Origin of the sequence: Rhizobium sp. RM (genome assembly GCF_013390595.1) — a bacterium.
In the GTDB taxonomy this organism is placed as follows: Bacteria; Pseudomonadota; Alphaproteobacteria; order Rhizobiales; family Rhizobiaceae; genus Agrobacterium.
Genome location: NZ_JACAWV010000007.1, coordinates 33887 through 53294, shown reverse-complemented (window position 1 = coordinate 53294; position 19408 = coordinate 33887). Strand labels below are relative to the sequence as shown.

Below are 19408 nucleotides of genomic sequence, written 5' to 3'. Positions count from 1 at the left end.
AAGCCTAATCAGGCCGGTCTTACGAGCCCCGTGGGTCTGGCGTAACGGCGCCGCTCTGCACGGAATTGCTCCAAGGGCTCAGGTCGTCCAATGAAATAGCCCTGTGCATAATCGATTTGGAGAGCACGTGACAATGCGAGTTGTTCGCGCGTCTCGACGCCTTCGATAAGGATCTTGTGACCGCGATTGCGGACAAGTCTTATCATGTCCTGTAGCATCGCTCTTCCGCGAGGGGTTTCGCTGTCGTGCAGGAACGAGCGGTCGATCTTGACCGTGTCAAAGTCGGTGATGCGCAACCAGGAAAGTCCCGCAAATCCAGTTCCGAAGTCATCGAGCCAGATGTTGATACCCAGTGTTTTCAGGTCGCTGATGCACCGCAGGACATCTGAATGCATCTCCATTTCCAGGCCTTCGGTGATTTCGAAGGCGAGGCGCGAACCAGATATTCCCGCCTCGACGAGGATGGCAGCGACAGATGTCGCAAAACCGGGATTCTTGAGCTGCATTGGTGAAACGTTGACGCTGATCACGCGCACGTTGTCATCCGTCAAGATCTGACGGCAGACGGTGCGGATCGTCCAGAGACCGAGGTCGTTGATGATGCCGGTCCGCTCAGCGATCGGGATGAACAAGCTTGGTGGAATGGGAGTGCCGTCAAGCAAGCGCAAGCGCATCAAGGCCTCGGCGCCCTCGATTTCGTTCGTCCGCATGTTCTGGATCGGCTGATAGACAAGTGAGACGAGGTTCTCGTTAATCGCGATTTTGAGGAGCGCGGCGATGTTTTCCGTCTCGTCGCTCGTTTGAGGGTCGTTCGGATCGAACAGCTTCATGCAGTTTCGACCATTCGCCTTGGCAATATAGAGAGCCCTGTCAGCCTCGTTGATCACCTTTTCAAGTTTGGCATCCGGGTTTTGGCGTGTGAAGGACGCGCCAATGCTGACAGTGACGACGAACGTCCCGTCCCTGCGCTGCTCATGCTCAAGTGAGAGGTCTTCGACAGTGTGGCGAATGATCTCTGCCAGTTCACCGACCTGCTGCCTGGACTTGAACGGGACGAGAACGATGAATTCCTCACCCCCGTAACGCCCGATCGATGCGCCGAAATCGGCGATCGCATCCTGCAACGCATTTGCAACGGTGATCAGGCAGCGGTCGCCTTCCTGATGACCGTAGCAATCGTTGTATTTCTTGAAGAAGTCGACATCGATGAGAAGGACAGCAAAACCCTCTGACTTTTTACCCCAGTTTTCCCAGAGAAGTCGTAGGCGCTGATCGACCGCGCGCCGGTTTTCAAGTCCGGTGAGGGAGTCTGTGTGGGAAAGCCTTAGGAGGGCCAGTCCCCGTTCCTCAGCTGCTTTCTGCTGTGACTTTGCTTCCTGGGCATTGAGGAAGACATGATACCGTTCGCGGTTCAGGTTCCAGTTCACATAGGAGGTGAAGACAAAACAGGAAATGTAGAACGTACCGAATGCGACCTTGTAGAATATGTCCTCAGGAAAGAGGGTCAGTGCCAGAAAATAAGTAAAAAGGATAATGCCGGACGATATCAGGGAAAGAAAGAAGCGGAAACTGAAGAACAGGTTAGCGCCCATCATGAAGATTGCGCCGAACACCATGTAATAAGACATGTTTTCGACGTATTCCGTCAAAAGCGCGGGTACTAGCCAGCCAATGTAACCCATGATCAACGCCGCGGCGCAGGTCAGGTCGAGTGAGGCAGTCTTCGCCCTCCGCCGAAATTGTATTTCAAGGGTTGCCAGCGACGCTGCGCCGACAAGCATACGCGAGACGAATGTGTATATAGTTACGTCGGGGATCAGAATGGCATCGGTGACGACAAAAAGAATATAGACAACAACGGCTATCCAGAGACCCTGGCGAATAGAGCCTCGACGCGTTCTTTCGCCTTCTTGCTGGTATAGAGCAAGAAGTTCCTCGTACAGTTGTCCATCAACCTGTCGATGGCTCTGTAAGCCTGTCACATCTCCGTAGTTGTGCTTCATGCACGTTCCCATGTTGTTTTAGTAAAACTGTGGGCTGGCGCCTCTATCTTCCACTTTCCCGTGTATTTTAGCAGGCGTCTTGAATGCCTCCCAGTTCCTCCCATGGGTACGATCACTCAATGAGCGGCAAACGCAACATACGGTCGCCGCATTAAGTTTTGCTAAATTTTGAAGGTGCATTTTGGCACAGTTCGAGTGTGACCAAAATGGCACGATCAGGGCCAAACAAATTCGTACTATGTGTAAAAGTTGAAAGCGAGTGGCCTTCGCTGTCCCAGAAACGTATGGTTAACAATGCGTTAACGCTGGAGGCTCATGTGAAGCAGATAAAGAAAAGAAATCTGGACGGCCAAAGTCTCATTACCCCTGATACTGTAGCAAAAGAAATTTTCTCGAGCAGAACGGAATCATTCGACGACAATTTTATTGTCGCAAAAGCAGAAATTGCCCTCATTCTCGAAATGGCACAGCAGCAAATTGAAAAGGGTCTTGCCGCCCAGGAAGTAATACACTTCACGGCGGGCGCGCTACATGGTTTGCGCGACAAAATCCACTCAAGCGTGTGGGCCGAACTCATTCCGATCGTTCAGAATCACGCCATTTCTGATTTTTTTCTCGAAGATCCCTTCACCCGCTGGTCGTTCGAAAAACCTCGGGGTTACTCGGGGGATGCCCAGCTTCTCGATTTCATCTACGGCCATGAGAGTGTTGCCGGCTTGGTCCGTAATGCCTCGCCGGTTGGGGCTGCTCTTTATGACTACACCAAGGACGCGAGTTCTTCGGTTGCGGTGCGTGAGCGACGCGATCTCCTGACACGCTTCGTTGACGAGGCTGCCGAGCGGCATGCAGGGGATGCGGAAATCCTTACCATCGCATCGGGGCATCTACGCGAGGCGAATAACTCGACAGCACTCAAGGAGAAGCGGATCAAGCGGTGGGTGGCGCTCGATCAGGATCCTATCAGTGTTGGATCCGTGATGCGTGATTTCCACGGCACCTGCATTGAGGCGATTGATGGATCCGTCCGGGATATTGTGTTGCGCTCACAAGAACTCGGTACGTTCGACTTCATCTACGCCGCTGGGCTCTACGACTACCTTAACGACAAGGTCGCCATCAAGTTGACGAAACGGTGCATGGAGATGCTCAAACCGGGCGGGATGTTCCTGTTCGCCAATTTCTCCGAGGATATTGTTGTTGATGGATATATGGAGACCTTCATGAACTGGGCGCTCCTGCTTCGTTCGAAGGCGGATATGTGGAAGATCGTCAACGAAAGCGCTGAGCCGTCGTCGGTTGAGGCGGAGGTTTTCTTCGGTGAGAACCACAACATCGTTTACGCGACGATCCGCAAGAAAGACTGATCGAAAGAAGCATCAGGTAGCGGGCGAGGGGGAGCGCCTGCATTTGCATTTCATCCTTTGCCCGTCGGCAACTGAGGCCGCATACGACCTCGTTCAATCGATATTGTCGTTGCCTAATGGTCACGCCGCGCATAAGGGTTTTGCAACAACATTTGGGGAATGGAACGAAAGCATGAGCAAATACTATTCGGAAATGGGTGGCTTGCCAGGGCAGAGTGAACTGCTCTCGAGCAAGGCTGTCTTCAAGACGGCTTACGCCGTTATTCCGAAAACTGTGATGTCCGATATTGTGACGAGCGTTTTGCCTCACTGGACGGAAACGCGTGCCTGGATCATCGCAAGGCCGATGACCGGATTTTCGGAGACTTTTGCGCAGTACATTGTCGAGGTCTCGCCAGGCGGCGGCAGTGACCGGCCAGAGCCCGATCAGCGCGCCGAGGCGGCAATCTTCGTCGTCGACGGTGAGATGACAATCGAATTTGATGGCAAGACGCACGCACTCCGCGCCGGGTCATTCGCATTTCTGCCGGCAGGCTCGACATGGAAGCTCCATAATAGCGGGAGCGTCGCTGTAAAATTCCACTGGGTGCGCAAGGCATTCCAGGCTGTAGACGGCATCGAACCGCCACCAGCGATCTTCACTCATGAAGACGATCACACCATGTCTGCAATGCCGGACACGGACGGAAAGTGGGCGACAACGCGCTTTATCGATCCATCCGACGTTCGGTACGACATGCACCTTAATATCGTAACATTCGAGCCGGGTGCGACCATTCCTTTCATGGAAACGCACGTCATGGAGCACGGCCTCTATGTGCTGGAGGGCAAGGCAGTCTATCGTCTGAATGAAGACTGGGTGGAGGTGCAGGCAGGAGACTTCATGTGGCTGCGCGCCTATTGCCCGCAGGCCTGTTACGCGGGCGGACCCGGCAGGTTCCGTTATTTGCTTTACAAGGACGTCAATCGTCACGTTAAACTCTGGTGACGGACGTTGCCGACCGATGCCAACTGGGCGCTTGCCGCAGTTGGTGACGGTCATGAATTGGGTTGGCGCGAAGTCTTTGCTTGCCCATCAAGACGAACGGCAGTGGGGCGTCGACGTGAGAAAGAAGATTGCATCGGATGAGTGAGACAAGCGATACCAATGTCTTCAATCTCGCGCCTGTAGCGATGTGGATCGAGGATTTCAGCGACGTAAAACAGCAATTCGACCGCTGGCGTGCAGAAGGTGTCGAAGACCTACGCGGTTTCCTGCTTGAGGATAAATCGCGGGTGGCGACTTGCTCCCAGAAAATTCGGGTTTTGGACGTCAATCCGAGAACACTCGAGCTTTTCGAAGCAAACGATCGGCAGCACCTTATTGATAACCTCCACCGGATTTTCCGCGACGACATGCTTGAAAGCCATGTCAACGAGCTTTCTGAGCTCTGGGACGGGAAGTCAGAATTCACCAGTAATGCGGTCAACTATTCCATCGGCGGCAAACGGCTCGATATCCAGCTGAAGGCGACGGTCGTTCCGGGGCACGAGGAGACGCTCGCCCGTCTTCTGTTGACAACGGAAGACGTGACGGAGCGTGAAGAAGCCCGACGTCGGGAGCGGTTCAACCGTCATTATGCAGAGGGTCTTTTCCAGCACTCGCCTGTATCTCTGTGGGTGGAGGATTTCTCCCGGATCAAGCGCCTTATCGATGAAGTGCGCGATCGTGGGATCGTCGATTTCCGCGTGTTTATGGATGTCCATCCGGAATTCGTCCGCCAGTGCATGAGCGAGATTAGGGTGATTGACGTAAACCAGGCGACGCTCGACCTGTTTTGCGCTCCGGATCGCCAGGTACTTCTACAGCGACTTCGCGATATCTTCCGTGACGAGATGGAAAAACCATTCCGCGAGCAGCTGATGGAGCTCTGGAACGAGAACCTCAATCATCATCGCGAGGTGGTGAACTACGCGCTTGACGGTTCGATGAGGAACGTGCTGCTGCATTTCTCCGTGTTTCCCGGGCATGAACACGATTGGTCGCTTGTTCAGGTTGCCTTGACGGATATTACAGCCCGCAAGAAGGCTGAGGCTTACCTTGAATATCTCGGCAAGCATGACGTGCTGACCAAACTCCATAACCGGGCATTTTATTCAGAGGAACTCAACCGGCTGGAGCGAAATTCGCTTCGCCCGGTCTCCGCCATCGTTATCGATCTGAATGGGTTGAAGGACGCCAACGATAGTCTCGGGCACGACGCGGGGGACTCGCTTCTCCGTCGCGTCGGCGAGGTCCTGAATGGTGTGGCAAAAGCGCCAAACCATGCGGCTCGCATCGGTGGCGATGAATTCGCAATCCTCTTGCCCGGAGCCGATAAGCAGATTGCAGCATCGGTCGTGGATACGATCAACGAACTCCTGAAAATCAACAACCAGTTTTATTCCAGTGCGCCTCTCAGTATCTCGTTGGGTGTGGCGACCAGCGAGGCAGGCGAAACAATGGAATCGCTGGTTCGGCGTGCCGACATCAGCATGTACGAACAGAAGAAGGCCTATTATGCTGCCGCGCGGGCGCGCCTCGCCGCTGAGCCATCAGATGATGTCAAACAGCCGATCGTCACAGAGCGGAATTTGTCTCTGAAGCGATAGCCTTTACCGCATACCACGAGTAGTGCTGTGAGCGTTTCACTCTTCTTGGTTTCCAAGAAGCGCGAATTTACATGAATTTTTTCCGTTAATTTCCAACGAGTTCTTGCGATTGTCTCAATTTCGGGTGGCCCGGTCACGCGTGCTCGCTTTACCTTGCGTCAATTTCAAAGCTCCCTTTTCATACCTTGGATGACAGAAGGGCTCTCACTGCCTTTCACAAGGCTGTGAGACTTCTGCTGCACTGCGAAAGGTCAATTGTTAAATTTTACATACGTGTTAGAATGTATGTAACAATTTGTGTATTTTTTTTTGAATTCGGAGCGAATGATGGCGAAGAGAATGGGGCAGGTTTTCGCGGTGCTTTTGGCGGGCGTGGCGCTGGCGGGGTGCAGCGAGGAGACGGCGTCTGCCCCAGGTGCGCCGCCGCCGGGTGTCGTCAAGGTTGTAACGGCACAACAGGAAGAGCTTCCGATCACTAACGACTTGCCGGGTCGTATCGCTCCGACCAGGCTCGCCGAGGTCCGGCCACGCGTTTCGGGAATTATCGTCGAACGCGTCTTTGAGCAGGGCTCTCTGGTGAAGGAAGGAGATGTCCTCTACAAGATCGATCCAGCTCCGTTCCAGGTTCGTGTCGACAGCGCGGAAGCTACTCTCAGACGCGCACAGGCTGCGCAACTACAAGCGCGCCAAACCTCTGACCGACAGCAGCAGTTGCGACGCTCGAATGTTGCCTCTCAGCAGGAATTCGACAATGCGATCGCCATGCTTGCACAAGCGGACGCCGAAGTTGCTGTCGCTGAGGCTGGCGTTGCCGAGGCAAGGCTCAATCTTCAGTATGCCAATGTAACTGCACCGATTTCCGGCCGCATTGGTAGGGCGCTCATTACGGAAGGGGCGCTGGTCAGTGCTACCGGATCCGAAAATCTTGCGACCATCCAGCAGCTTGATCCGATCTATGCGGACTTTACCCAACCTGCGGCTGACCTCATCCGGTTGCGTAAGGCACTCCAGGATGGACAGCTGATGACCGGGCCAAATGAAGCCGAGGTCAATCTCCTTTTCGATAACGGAAGCCGTTATCCCGTCGCAGGCCGGCTTCTGTTTTCCGAGGCCGCCGTCGACGAAACTACGGGGCAGGTAACCTTGCGCGGCGAATTCCCCAATCCTCACGGTGACCTCCTTCCTGGCATGTATGTTCGTGTGCAGATCCAGCAGGGCATCCAGAAAGCGGCAATCGCAGTTCCACAGCAAGCGGTGCAACGCGATGCAGGCGGGCAGGCAAGCGTGCTTGTCGTTAACGCCGAAGACACTGTGGAGCAGCGTCGCGTCAGCGTGGATCGCGCCGTCGGTGACCGCTGGGTTATTTCCGAAGGCATCAACACCGGCGATCGGGTTGTTGCAGAAGGTTTCCAGAAAACGGCGCCAGGCGCCAAGGTCAAGCCGGAGCCATGGACAGATGCCGTTGAGGCAAATGCAGGTTCCGCTGCCCCGGCCACGAACTAACAAGGACTGGCCAAATGGCACGCTTTTTTATTGACCGCCCGATTTTCGCATGGGTCGTCGCGATCTTCATCATGTTGGCGGGTCTGCTTGCGATCCCCATGCTGCCGATCGCCCAGTATCCAAACGTTGCACCGCCGCAGATCTCGGTATCGACGACCTATCCTGGTGCGTCGCCAGAGGATATTTACCTGAGCGTCACGCGTCCGATCGAAGAAGAGTTGAACGGTGTTCCTGGTCTCATCTATTTCGAGTCGACCTCGGAATCGTCCGGCCGTATTTCGATCAACGTCACTTTCGCGCCGGGGACCAACATCGGCGAGGCGCAGGTTGAGGTTCAAAACCGTATTGCTCGTGTTGAACCACGCCTTCCGCAAGCTGTGACGCAACAAGGTATGCGCGTCGAACAGGCCGGCACGTCGTTCCTGATGATGGTGGCGCTAACCTCCGTTGACGGCAACACGGATGCTATCGGCCTGGGTGATTACCTCAGCCGCAATGTCGTCGGAGAAATCCGTCGCGTGCCGGGTGTCGGCAGCGCTCAGCTTTTCGCTACCCAGCGGTCCATGCGTATCTGGATGGATCCGGACAAGATGCTGGGGCTCAAACTGACGTCAGCCGATGTCATCGGTGCTATCCAAGCGCAGAATTCCCAGGTCGCGGCCGGCCGTATCGGTGCGTCACCCAACCCGGTCGGCCAGCAGATATCGGCGACAGTGAATGTTCAAGGGCAGCTTACATCGCCTGAAGCGTTCGGATCGATCGTGCTTCGTGCCAATCCGGATGGGTCATCCGTTCGCTTAAGAGACGTTGCGCGCGTAGAAGTCGGTGGCGAAAGCTACAACTTCTCCAGCCGCTTGAATGGAAAACCAAGCGCGGCGATCGGTGTCCAGCTTTCTCCTACCGGCAATGCATTGCAGACGTCCGAGGGCGTACGGGCAACGATGGAGGAGCTGTCACAATATTTCCCGCCGGGCATCGAGTTTGAAATTCCCTACGATACGAGCCCGTTCGTAAAGGTATCGATCGAGAAGGTGATTCACACGCTGATCGAGGCGATGATTCTCGTCTTCGTGGTGATGTTCCTGTTCCTCCAGAACATTCGCTACACAATCATTCCGACATTGGTCGTTCCCGTCGCTTTGCTCGGGACCTGCGCGATCATGTACGTCTCTGGATTTTCGATTAACGTGCTGACGATGTTTGCCATGGTGCTTGCCATCGGCATCCTTGTCGATGACGCCATCGTTGTGGTGGAAAATGTCGAACGCATCATGGCGGAAGAACACCTTTCGCCGAAGGAAGCGACGCGGAAAGCGATGGGGCAGATATCCGGTGCCATCATCGGGATCACGCTGGTTCTGACTGCGGTATTCGTGCCAATGGCATTCTTCCCGGGAGCCGTGGGGATCATCTATCAACAGTTCAGTCTGACGATGGTGGTTTCTATCCTGTTTTCAGGTTTCCTCGCGCTTTCGCTCACACCAGCACTTTGCGCCACCTTCCTCAAACCAATCACCGGCGGACATCACGAGAAGCGCGGGTTCTTTGGCTGGTTCAACCGTGGTTTTGACAAAGCATCGCATCGTTACTCGTCTTCTGTCAGTGCAATTATCAAGCGTTCCGGGCGCTTCATGCTCATTTACGTCGCGCTTTTGGTCGGGCTCGGCTGGGCGTTTCTGCAATTGCCGAAATCGTTCCTGCCGAACGAGGACCAGGGTTATCTTATTGTCGACGTTCAGGCGCCGGCCGAAGCAAGCAGTGAACGTACTCTCCAGACCATCCAGCAGATCGAGAAGATCTTCATGGAAGAGCCAGCTGTAGAGCGTGTAATTGCCGTGACCGGGTTCTCGTTCTCCGGATCCGGTCAGAACGCAGGTCTTGCCTTCGCAACGCTGAAGGACTGGAGTGAGCGTGGACCTGAGGACTCCGCCGCAGCCATCTCTGCGCGCGTCAATGGCAAGCTCTGGGGGCTGCCTGATGCGATGTCCTTTGCCCTTTCGCCGCCACCAATCCAGGGGCTTGGCAACTCAAGCGGCTTCACATTCCGCCTGCAGGATCGGTCGGGCGCAGGCCAGACGGCGCTGAGTGCCGCGGGCGGACAGCTGATGGCAGCGGCGCGCCAGAGCCCCGTCCTTGCCGGATTGCGTATTGAGGGGATGCCTGACGCAGCGCAGGTCAACCTCATCATCGATCGTGAGAAGGCCAACACATTCGGCGTGACCTTCAGCGACATCAATGCCACCATTTCCGCAAACATGGGGTCATCCTATGTCAATGACTTCCCGAATGCAGGCCGTATGCAGCGTGTGACCGTGCAGGCCGAGCAGGGCCAGCGCATGAAGACCGCGGATCTGTTGAACCTCAACGTCCGCAATGCCAACGGCGGAATGGTCCCTATGGCGTCCTTTGCGTCTGTCGAGTGGGTGCGTGGGCCGTCGCAGGTCGTCGGCTATAACGGTTATCCCTCGATCCGTATCAGCGGACAGGCAGCTCCAGGCTTCTCGTCTGGTGATGCAATCGCCGAAATGGAGCGCCTTGCCAAGGAATTGCCGACAGGTTTCGGCTTCGAGTGGACCGGGCAGTCCTTGCAGGAAATTCAGTCCGGATCTCAGGCGCCAGCTCTGATCGGGCTCAGTGTCCTCTTCGTGTTCCTGCTGCTTGCGGCCCTCTACGAAAGCTGGACTATCCCGTTATCCGTCATGCTTGTCGTTCCTCTCGGGGTTATTGGATCGGTCGCGGCTGTGATGCTGAGGGGCATGTCTAACGATGTGTACTTCATGGTGGGTCTCATCGCGATCATCGGCCTCTCGGCGAAGAACGCGATCCTTATCATCGAATTCGCCAAGGATCTCCGCGCAGAGGGTAAGTCTATCTATGATGCGACGGTAGAGGCAGCGCACCTGCGCTTCCGTCCCATCCTTATGACATCGCTCGCCTTCTCGCTGGGTGTGTTGCCAATGGCAATTGCATCGGGTGCCAGTGCTGCAAGCCAGAACGCGATCGGTACGGGCGTCTTGGGCGGTATGATCTCAGCGACTGTACTTGCCATCTTCTTTGTTCCGGCATTCTTCGTGTTCATCATGAAGATTTTCGGCGGGAAACAAAAAGACAGCCAGATTACTGCTGACGCGCCATCTCCGGCGGAATAGAACTTAAGGGTTGCGGAGATAAACAGGACAGGACATTGGCGGTGCGGATTACACCAATGTCCAACAAGAAGTACGGCGCGCATACGCGCCGTGCTTTTGATGAGGGAGGCGTCACGATGCGACGAACCAAAGCAGAAGCAGAAGAGACCCGTCAGGCGATCCTTGCTGCTGCCGAACTGGTATTCTTCAAAAAAGGTGTGGCGAACAGTTCGCTTGATGAGGTTGCTGCGGCGGCCGGCGTAACACGCGGTGCGATTTACTGGCATTTTTCCAGCAAGGTCGACCTTTTCCTTGGGCTTTACGAATCGGTTTCGTTACCGGAGGCTGATCTCCTAGATCTAGGCGATCCCGATTTGAGCGGTAGCGATCTGTTCGCGCGGCTGGAGCAGGCGTGCTGCAGCTGGCTGGCACTCCTCTCACGTGATGAACAACGCCAGCGCATCATGACGATCACCCTGCGGACAAATTATTCGGACGAATTCGCACCCGTCCTGCGTGCTCAGGAAGAATTGGACAGCCGCCACAAGTCGCTCCTGAAGTCAGTGTTCGAAAGGCTTGAGTTAGCAGGCGCTTTCAATGAAAACTGGACCGCGACATCCGCCTTCGGGGCAATCTACTGGCTCATCAAAGGTATGTGCTCTGACTGGTTGTTGTTCGGAAAGCGCTTTGATTTAGCACAAGAAGGCGCCGTGGCCGTTAACCGCCTCCTGACGAGCTTCAAGCGCTACCCCACGGCTTGATCAGCTCTCTACATACGATGTCGATGGACAATACTGTTCAAATTTAAGTGTATCCGAATAGATGTACGAAATTTGCTTTACGTACCTCAAATCGGGCGCTAGCTTCATTTTCGAGCTTTGGGAGGAGTTCGATAATGATCAAAAATTTTCGGTTGGAAATAGTGTCGACGCCTGTCTGTTGTCTGGACGGGTGACGCTCCATGGTATCAACGGGTGTTCAGTCCGTACCGCCAGTGGTTGAAACTGCGGGTCTGTCGAAGTCATTTGGCCCTGTCCAGGTTTTAAGAGAAATTAGTCTTGAAGTTCGCGCTGCCGAGGTTCACGCCATTATCGGCGAAAATGGCGCAGGCAAATCAACGCTGATGAAGCTCCTGGCAGGCAATGAAAAGCCGAGCTCAGGGGAGATTAGAATAGATGGCACTCCTGTTTCGTTTACTGGACCGGTCGACGCGGAAGAACGTGGTATCGTTCTCGTCCATCAGGAAATCCTGCTGGCACCAGATTTGACAGTCGCTCAGAACATTTACCTTGGACGGGAACTCGTAAAGGGCCCTGTCGTCGATGACCGTGCAATGCGGGCGGGTGCTCGCGATGCTGTTAGCGGATTGGGTGGTCAGATCGATCCCGACGCGCTAGTCGGTAGCCTCTCGATCGCCCAGCGGCAACTGGTCCAGATTGCCCGCGTTTTGCTCGTTCCCCACCGCGTTGTAATTTTCGATGAGCCAACCGCAAGTCTGACGCCGGTTGAGACAGATGCACTCCTAAATGTCATTCGTGAAATCAGGGCAAAGGGTGTCGCAGTCCTCTATATTTCGCATCGTCTGCCCGAGGTGAAAGAGATTGCCGATCGCGTGACCGTGCTTCGCGATGGTAAGCTTGTTGCTTCGCACTCGGCCCTTGATTTGGAACCGGCTGATATGGCGAGGCTGATGGTCGGCCGAGATGTCGCGAAGCTTTATCCGGACCGGATCGCAGCCGAAGAGCAGCAAGCCGTGCTGGAGGCTGTCGATTTTGCCGTGCCAGGATTTGTGAGCTCGGCATCCTTCAAGCTGCACAAAGGCGAGATTTTAGGGTTTGCCGGTCTTGTGGGAGCGGGCAGAACCGAACTGATGGAAGGGGTTCTTGGGCTTCGAGCGGGCCGTGGCGCGGTTCGACACATGGGCAAGCCCGCACATTTTACCAGTGCCAGGGATAGTCTCGCAGCCGGCATCGTCTACCTCAGTGAGGATCGCAAGGGGAAGGGACTGCTGCTCGGCAAGGATCTCCGGATCAACCTCACACTCGCGTCGCTCAAACGGTTCAGCAGTTTCTTGCGCATCGATAAAACGCGCGAAAATGCTGCGCTCGACACGGCAGTGCGGGATTTTGACATTAGAACGGGCCGTAAAGACCTGCTCGCTGGTCAGCTATCGGGCGGAAATCAGCAAAAACTGCTCCTGGCCAAGATGATGTTACTCGATCCTTCGATTGTCATCATCGATGAACCAACGAGGGGCATCGATATTGGCACCAAGGAACAGATTTATCGCTTCATCGCAGAACTTGCGGAGGAGGGACGATCAATCATCGTTGTTTCATCGGAAATGCCTGAACTGATCGGCATATGCGACCGTATTCTTGTCATGCGATCAGGACGGATAGCTGGAGAGGTCAGCGGCGACAGAATGACCGAGAACGAGATTGTCGCGCTGGCGACCGGCGTTCATAGCGATAAGGTTGCTTGAGGGGGAAAATGACCGAGGCCGCAATCGAAAAAGGCAAGACGCCCAAAACATCGAAAGACTGGGACCTGCGAGCTGTTGCACCATTCGTTGCACTGGCTCTGCTACTGGTGCTCGGCACCATCGCCAATCCCAATTTCATCGGTATCGACAATCTTCTTAACGTTGTGACCAGAAGCGCGTTCATCGCCATCATCGCGCTTGGTGCGACCTATGTTATCACGTCAGGAGGACTTGACCTTTCAGTCGGTGCGATGGTTGCATTTGTCGCAAGTCTGATGATCCTGTTTATGAACAGTGGAGCCATTGCCAATCCGTTGATGATGCTCATCGCGGCAATGCTGCTTGCCATCGCCATTGGAGCCGCGTGCGGGTTGGTGAATGGCCTCATTACCACTGTTGGACGAATAGAGCCGTTCATCGCGACGCTCGGCACGATGGGAATATACCGCGGCTTGACGACCTGGTTGTCGCAGGGTGGTGCGATCACCCTACGCAATCCGGAAATCCAGACATTATACCGGCCGGTTTATTTCGGGAGCTTCGCCGGAATACCCGTGCCAATAATCGTCATTTTCGTCACCGCGGCGATTGCGGCCTTCGTGCTTTATCGTACCCGTTACGGCAGACATCTCATCGCTGTCGGTTCGAGTGAGGATGTCGCGCGTTATTCTGGCATTTCGGTCGCGCGCGTGCGGACCGTCGCTTATGTCGTTCAGGGGCTCTGCGTGGCAATTGCAGTCCTGCTTTACGTGCCGCGCCTTGCCTCGACCTCTGCCACGACAGGTATGCTTTGGGAGTTGCAGGCCATTACCGCAGTCGTCGTTGGAGGTACTGCGCTCAGAGGTGGTGTCGGCCGCATCTGGGGAACGATCTGCGGTGCCTTCATTCTGGAGATTGTTGGAAACATCATGATCCTGTCGAATTTCGTCAGCGAGTATCTGATCGGAGCCATTCAGGGTGCGATTATCATCATAGCCATGCTTGTGCAGCGGTCGTTAAGCCGCCGGTGATGTGAGTCGTACCAAAAAATACAACCGTGCAGTTCTGGGGCAGGCGCGGTGCGTAGAGGAGGAATGCCCTGATCTTCGGAGGAGAGAGAATGCGTAGAAAATTCATTGGTGTGGCTTTTGCTGCGCTCGCCGTGGCGTTCACCGGAGCGGCCCAGGCACAGGACAAGAAGGTCACCATTGGTGTTTCGATACCTGCAGCCGACCACGGTTGGACGGCTGGCGTTGTTTATCATGCAGAGCGTGTCGCAAAACTCCTGATGGCCGAACATCCGGGTCTGAACGTCATCGTCAAAACGTCGCCAGACGCTGCAAACCAGGCAAACGCGCTGCAGGATCTTGCAGTGCAAGGACTTGATGCACTGGTCGTCCTGCCTTCAGATCCTGATCCGCTTGTGAATGCCATTAAGGAAATCAAGGACAAGGGCACATTTGTTGCCCTGGTGGATCGGGCACCAAGCGTGAACGACAACTCCATCCGTGACCTTTACGTCGCCGGTAATAACCCGGCACTCGGCCAGGTCGCGGGCGAATATATCAAGAAGACCACGCCCGATGCAGAAGTGGTTGTTATTCGCGGTTTGCCGATCCCGATCGATCAACAACGCCAGGATGGCTTTGACAAGGGTATCGCGGGATCAAACGTGAAGGTCCTGGATCGCCAGTATGGCAACTGGAACCGTGATGATGCTTTCCGCGTGATGCAGGATTACCTCACCAAGTATCCGAAGATCGACGTCGTATGGTGCCAGGACGACGACATGGCTGTCGGTGTGCTGCAGGCAATTGAGCAGGCAAAACGCACGGATATCCAGTACGTGGTGGCCGGTGCAGGCTCCAAGGATATGATCAAGAAGGTCATGGATGGCGATAAGCTGATCCCTGTCGACGTTCTCTATCCGCCGGCAATGGTTGCGACGGCGATGGAGCTCACAGCAGGTCATTTCTACGACCAGGTTCCTGTCAGCGGCGAGTACATCCTGGACGCAACCTTGATCACCAAGGACAATGCCGAGCAGTTCTATTTTCCGGACTCGCCTTTCTGAAAAGGCTCGGATCCGCGCCAACGAAAACGCCCGCTTCCCGCGGGCGTTTTTATAGCTACAGCTATGTTAGAGGCGCGTGCCGCTTCGATCAAACAGATGAAAGTCTTTCTTCTGTGCTGCAATCGTAACCGTCTCCCCAATCCGGATCTGTGATCTGCCGGGAACACGGAAAACAATCGTGACGCCGTCGGAAAATGATGCGTGCACGTAGCTCTCTGCGCCAACCAGTTCGACGGCATCGACGCTGACCGTTGCAGTCAGGCCCGGATCGTCAATACTTCCCGCGAGCGTGATGTCCTCAGGTCTGATGCCGAGCGTTGCGGCTTCACCAGATAGGGTCACGGTGTCGGAAAGTGACCAACTCCCGTTCGAAGATCTGCTGCAGTCCAGCAAGTTCATCGAAGGCGAACCGATAAATGTCGCGACAAACGTTGTCGCCGGTTTTTCGTACAATTCGATCGGCGTACCAATTTGTTCAATGCGACCGGCATTCAAAACCACAAGCCGGTCTGCCAGCGTCATGGCCTCCATCTGATCGTGGGTGACGTAAACGCTTGTGGTCGCCAGTGAGCGCTGGAGGCGTCTGATTTCGACACGCATCTGTACGCGCAGTTTCGCATCGAGGTTAGACAGTGGCTCATCGAAAAGAAATGCAGCCGGTTTTCGCACGATGGCGCGCCCCATGGCTACGCGCTGGCGCTGCCCGCCGGACAATTGCCGCGGTTTTCGATCGAGAAATTGCTCGATCTCAAGTGCCTTTGCGGCTTCCGCAATGCGGCGATCTATTTCGTCTTTTGGGGTGTTCCGGTTCTTCAAGCCATAAGCAAGGTTCTGTCGCACCGTCATGTGCGGATAGAGCGCGTAGTTCTGAAAAACCATGGCTATATCGCGGTCAGATGGTTCAAGGTCATTCACCACCCGACCGTCAATCATGATCTGGCCACCTGATATACTCTCAAGTCCGGCGATCATGCGCAGTAAGGTTGATTTGCCACAGCCGGACGGCCCGACGAGTACAATCATCTCACCATCGTCGATTTCCATCGAGACGCCTTTGATCGCGTCGATATTGCTTCCATAAACCTTGCGGACATCTTTCAGCGCAATTTTAGCCATTATTTTTCGGTCTCCACGAGGCCTTTGACGAACCAGCGCTGCATCAGCACTACGACAATGATTGGGGGGATGATGGCAAGGATTGCTGTCACCATCACATAGTTCCACGGCGTCGACGCGTCGGTGAAATCCACCATACGTTTGAGACCGATAATGATGGTGTTCATCTTCGCATCGTTTGTGACGAGGAGTGGCCACAGATATTGTGTCCATCCGTAGATGAACAGGATCACGAACAGTGCTGCGATGTTCGTCTTCGATAATGGCAGCAGGATATCGCGCATGAACCGGAAGGGACCGGCGTTGTCTATTCGTGCAGCTTCAACCATCTCACCTGGAATGGTCAGGAAAAACTGGCGGAAGAGGAAGGTCGCGGTCGCCGACGCCATCAGCGGCAATGTCAGCCCAGCATAGGTGTCAATCAGACCGAGATCGACGATCACCTTGTAGGTCGGCAGAATACGCACTTCGACCGGAAGCATGAGGGTTATGAAGATCATCCAGAAAAATCCCATGCGAAACGGGAACCGGAAGAACACGATGGCGAATGCCGATAGGAAGGAAATCACGATTTTGCCAACTGCAATCGCGACTGCAACGACAAAACTATTGAAGAGAAGGCGTTCCAAGCTTACGCCGACCACCCTTTCGACGCCCCCGGCCATCGCATCGCTATAGTTCTCTCCAAGCTGATCGCCAGGCACAAGCGACATTGGCGGGCGAATGATATCGGTCGACGACATCGATGAAGCGACAAAGGTGTAATAGATTGGAAACGCAACGATCAGGATGCCGATAACAAGCATCAGATGTGCGATCATGCGCGCTATAGGTCGATTTTCGATCATGTGATGTCCTCAGCCGTAGTGCACGCGCTTTTCAACGAAGCGGAACTGGAATGCAGTCAGGGCAATGACGATCACCATCAATATGACAGACTGCGCAGCGGAAGAACCGAGGTTCAGGTTCACGAAACCATCGTTATAGACTTTGTAGACGAGAGTTTCCGTTGCCTTCGCGGGACCTCCTCCCGTGACTGCGTGAATGATGCCGAAGGTGTCGAAAAAGGCATAGACGGTGTTGACGACTAGAAGGAAGAACGTCGTGGGTGCAAGAAGGGGAAAGATGATCGTCCAGAAGCGCCTGGTACCACGAGCACCATCGATTGAAGCGGCCTCAAGTAATGACTTAGGAATTGCTTGTAACCCAGCGACAAAGAACAGGAAATTGTAACTTATTTGTTTCCATGCCGCCGCAACGACGACGAGCAGCATGGCCTGATTTCCGTCCAGCAGCGGATCCCAGACAATCCCGTTGCGTCGAAGGATGTAGGAAAACGTGCCCATGGCAGGGTTGAACATGAAAAGCCACAACATGCCTGCAACGGCAGGTGCCACGGCATAGGGCATGATCAGCATCGTACGGTAGAGGCCCCTGCCACGAACGACACGGTCAGCAGCCGTTGCGAGCAAAAGGGCAAAGCCCATAGATACGAATGCAGTCAAGGCACTGAATACAACCGTCACCTGAAGCGAATTGAGATAGCTGCTGTCAGAGAGAACCGCTGAGAAATTGGCGAACCCGACAAAATTGCTACTGAGGCCAAATGCGTCTTCACGCATGGTCGACTGGTAAAGAGCCTGGCTCGCCGGCCAGAAGAAAAAGATTACTGTGAGGACGATCTGTGGAGCGACCAACAGATAGGGCAGAATCTTGTTCGGGAAGACTACGCTTTGCAAGGTGATCTCCTGATGAGGTGAAACGCCGCCCGCACCTGTCAGGAGCGGGCGGATGTGGAGATCAGATCAGTTGCCTGCAGCTTGCTTGATAGCCGCGTCACCGCGTTCGACGATCTTGTCGAGCGCTGCCTTGGCATCCTGTTTACCGGCCAGCATCGCCTCGAATTCTTCGTTCATGATGTCACGGACCTGCGGCAGATTCACGAGACGCACACCCTTGGAGTTCTCTGTCGGCGGATTGCCCATCATCTGCAAAAGCGGGGTCTCACGGGCAGGATTTTTATCGTAAAAACCGGACTTCTTGGTTTCCTCGTATGCGGCAATCGTCACAGGCATGTATCCGGAGACCTGATGCAGGCGTGCCTGGATCTTCGTCTGCGACAGGAAATGGAAGAATTCGGCAACGCCCTTGTATTCGGCGTCGCTTCGGCCTGCAAAGACCCAGAGACTTGCGCCACCTGGAATGGTGTTTTGCGGACCGTGGCCTTCATAGTAGGGAAGCTGTCCGATACCGTAGTTCATGCCCGTCTTGATGATATCGCCGAGACCACCCGACGATTCTGTAAGGATCCCGCATTCGCCGGACATGAAGAGCTGTTTTGCTTCGGATGTGCGCCCACCGTATCGGAAGGTTCCATCCTTCGCGAGATCGGCAATTGCCTGGAAATGCTCCACGAAGAGAGGCGCGTTCACCGCGAGTTTAACATCCGTTCCGCCGAGCCCGTTTTCATTGCTGCCATAGGAAACATTGTTCCAGGCCGCAAAGTTTTCGGTCTGGATCCATGTGAGCCAGGTCGAGGTGAAGCCGCATTGAGAGGCACCACTGCTCTTGATCTTTTTTGCAGCCTCAAAAACCTCCGGCCAAGTTTTCGGTGGTTTAGCGGGATCAAGGCCAGCCTTTTCGAACGTGTCCTTGTTGTAATAGAGGATCGGCGAAGAGGAATTGTAGGGGAAGGACAGCATTGTGCCGTCAGGCTTGGAATAATAGGCGACGATGCCAGCCAGATATTCGTCCTTGTTGAACGTGTATCCACCTTCTTTCAGCACATCGGCAACAGGCTTGATTGCACCCGCAGCCCCCATCATCACGCCCGAACCGGCATCGAACACCTGAATGATGGCCGGAGGCTGTTTAGCGCGGAATGCTGCGATGCCAGCATTCAGCGTCTCAGGATATGTTCCCTTGAAAACCGGCATGACTTTGTAGTCCTGCTGGCTCTCGTTAAATTCTTTGGCCAATGCGTCGACGACTTCGTTGTTGGCGCCGGTCATGGCATGCCACCATTGAATTTCAGTGGCAGCGAATGCGCTTGACGCAATAAAAAACGAAAGCGCGGATGCCGCAGCCAGGCGGCAGCTGATTTTTTTCAAGGTGATTCCTCCCGT

The 19408-nt window shown here is 54.8% G+C and carries 14 protein-coding genes; 9 read left to right on the top strand and 5 right to left on the bottom strand.

What is annotated here, in order from left to right:
* Positions 1-8 precede the first annotated feature (8 nt).
* Positions 9-2003 carry a putative bifunctional diguanylate cyclase/phosphodiesterase gene (locus HWX89_RS04925; protein ID WP_138793273.1) on the bottom strand — a complete coding sequence of 665 codons (1995 nt, stop codon included), beginning with the start codon at positions 2001-2003 and terminating at the stop codon, positions 9-11.
* Between the two features lie 284 nt (positions 2004-2287).
* Between HWX89_RS04925 and HWX89_RS04920 the strand changes: the two genes are divergently transcribed.
* From HWX89_RS04920 to HWX89_RS04880, 9 genes are all read left to right on the top strand, one after another.
* Positions 2288-3367: a class I SAM-dependent methyltransferase gene (locus HWX89_RS04920; RefSeq protein WP_138793526.1), complete on the top strand. Its 1080-nt coding sequence runs from the start codon at positions 2288-2290 to the stop codon at positions 3365-3367.
* A gap of 172 nt (positions 3368-3539) precedes the next feature.
* Positions 3540-4355: a bifunctional allantoicase/(S)-ureidoglycine aminohydrolase gene (locus HWX89_RS04915; RefSeq protein WP_138793272.1), complete on the top strand. Its 816-nt coding sequence runs from the start codon at positions 3540-3542 to the stop codon at positions 4353-4355.
* Positions 4356-4492: 137 nt separating this feature from the next.
* Positions 4493-5998 carry a sensor domain-containing diguanylate cyclase gene (locus tag HWX89_RS04910; protein ID WP_138793271.1) on the top strand — a complete coding sequence of 502 codons (1506 nt, stop codon included), beginning with the start codon at positions 4493-4495 and terminating at the stop codon, positions 5996-5998.
* Between the two features lie 327 nt (positions 5999-6325).
* Positions 6326-7501: an efflux RND transporter periplasmic adaptor subunit gene (locus HWX89_RS04905; RefSeq protein WP_138793270.1), complete on the top strand. Its 1176-nt coding sequence runs from the start codon at positions 6326-6328 to the stop codon at positions 7499-7501.
* A 14-nt stretch (positions 7502-7515) separates the two neighbouring features.
* Entirely contained in the window at positions 7516-10650 is a 3135-nt protein-coding gene (locus HWX89_RS04900) for a multidrug efflux RND transporter permease subunit (RefSeq protein WP_138793269.1), read from the top strand.
* A gap of 116 nt (positions 10651-10766) precedes the next feature.
* Positions 10767-11390, top strand: coding sequence for a TetR family transcriptional regulator (locus tag HWX89_RS04895; RefSeq protein WP_138793525.1), 624 nt, complete (start codon positions 10767-10769; stop codon positions 11388-11390).
* Between the two features lie 200 nt (positions 11391-11590).
* Positions 11591-13114, top strand: coding sequence for a sugar ABC transporter ATP-binding protein (locus HWX89_RS04890; protein WP_138793268.1), 1524 nt, complete (start codon positions 11591-11593; stop codon positions 13112-13114).
* Positions 13115-13122: 8 nt separating this feature from the next.
* Positions 13123-14124, top strand: coding sequence for an ABC transporter permease (locus HWX89_RS04885; protein ID WP_138793267.1), 1002 nt, complete (start codon positions 13123-13125; stop codon positions 14122-14124).
* 89 nt (positions 14125-14213) lie between these two features.
* Entirely contained in the window at positions 14214-15167 is a 954-nt protein-coding gene (locus HWX89_RS04880; protein WP_138793266.1) for a substrate-binding domain-containing protein, read from the top strand.
* Between the two features lie 66 nt (positions 15168-15233).
* Here the strand turns inward: HWX89_RS04880 and HWX89_RS04875 are convergent, their stop codons facing one another.
* The 4 genes from HWX89_RS04875 to ugpB form a co-directional block, all read right to left on the bottom strand.
* The gene (locus HWX89_RS04875; protein ID WP_138793265.1) at positions 15234-16283 is read right to left on the bottom strand and encodes a sn-glycerol-3-phosphate import ATP-binding protein UgpC; all 1050 of its coding nucleotides are present in this window, start codon (positions 16281-16283) and stop codon (positions 15234-15236) included.
* Positions 16283-17131: a sn-glycerol-3-phosphate ABC transporter permease UgpE gene (gene ugpE / locus HWX89_RS04870; RefSeq protein ID WP_138793264.1), complete on the bottom strand. Its 849-nt coding sequence runs from the start codon at positions 17129-17131 to the stop codon at positions 16283-16285. Before ugpE ends, HWX89_RS04875 begins: the two co-directional genes overlap by 1 nt.
* A 9-nt stretch (positions 17132-17140) precedes the next feature.
* Positions 17141-18022: a sn-glycerol-3-phosphate ABC transporter permease UgpA gene (gene ugpA / locus HWX89_RS04865; RefSeq protein WP_138793263.1), complete on the bottom strand. Its 882-nt coding sequence runs from the start codon at positions 18020-18022 to the stop codon at positions 17141-17143.
* A 66-nt stretch (positions 18023-18088) separates the two neighbouring features.
* On the bottom strand, positions 18089-19399 hold the full coding sequence (gene ugpB, locus HWX89_RS04860; protein WP_178340673.1) for a sn-glycerol-3-phosphate ABC transporter substrate-binding protein UgpB: 1311 nt from the start codon (positions 19397-19399) through the stop codon (positions 18089-18091).
* Positions 19400-19408: the final 9 nt, after the last annotated feature.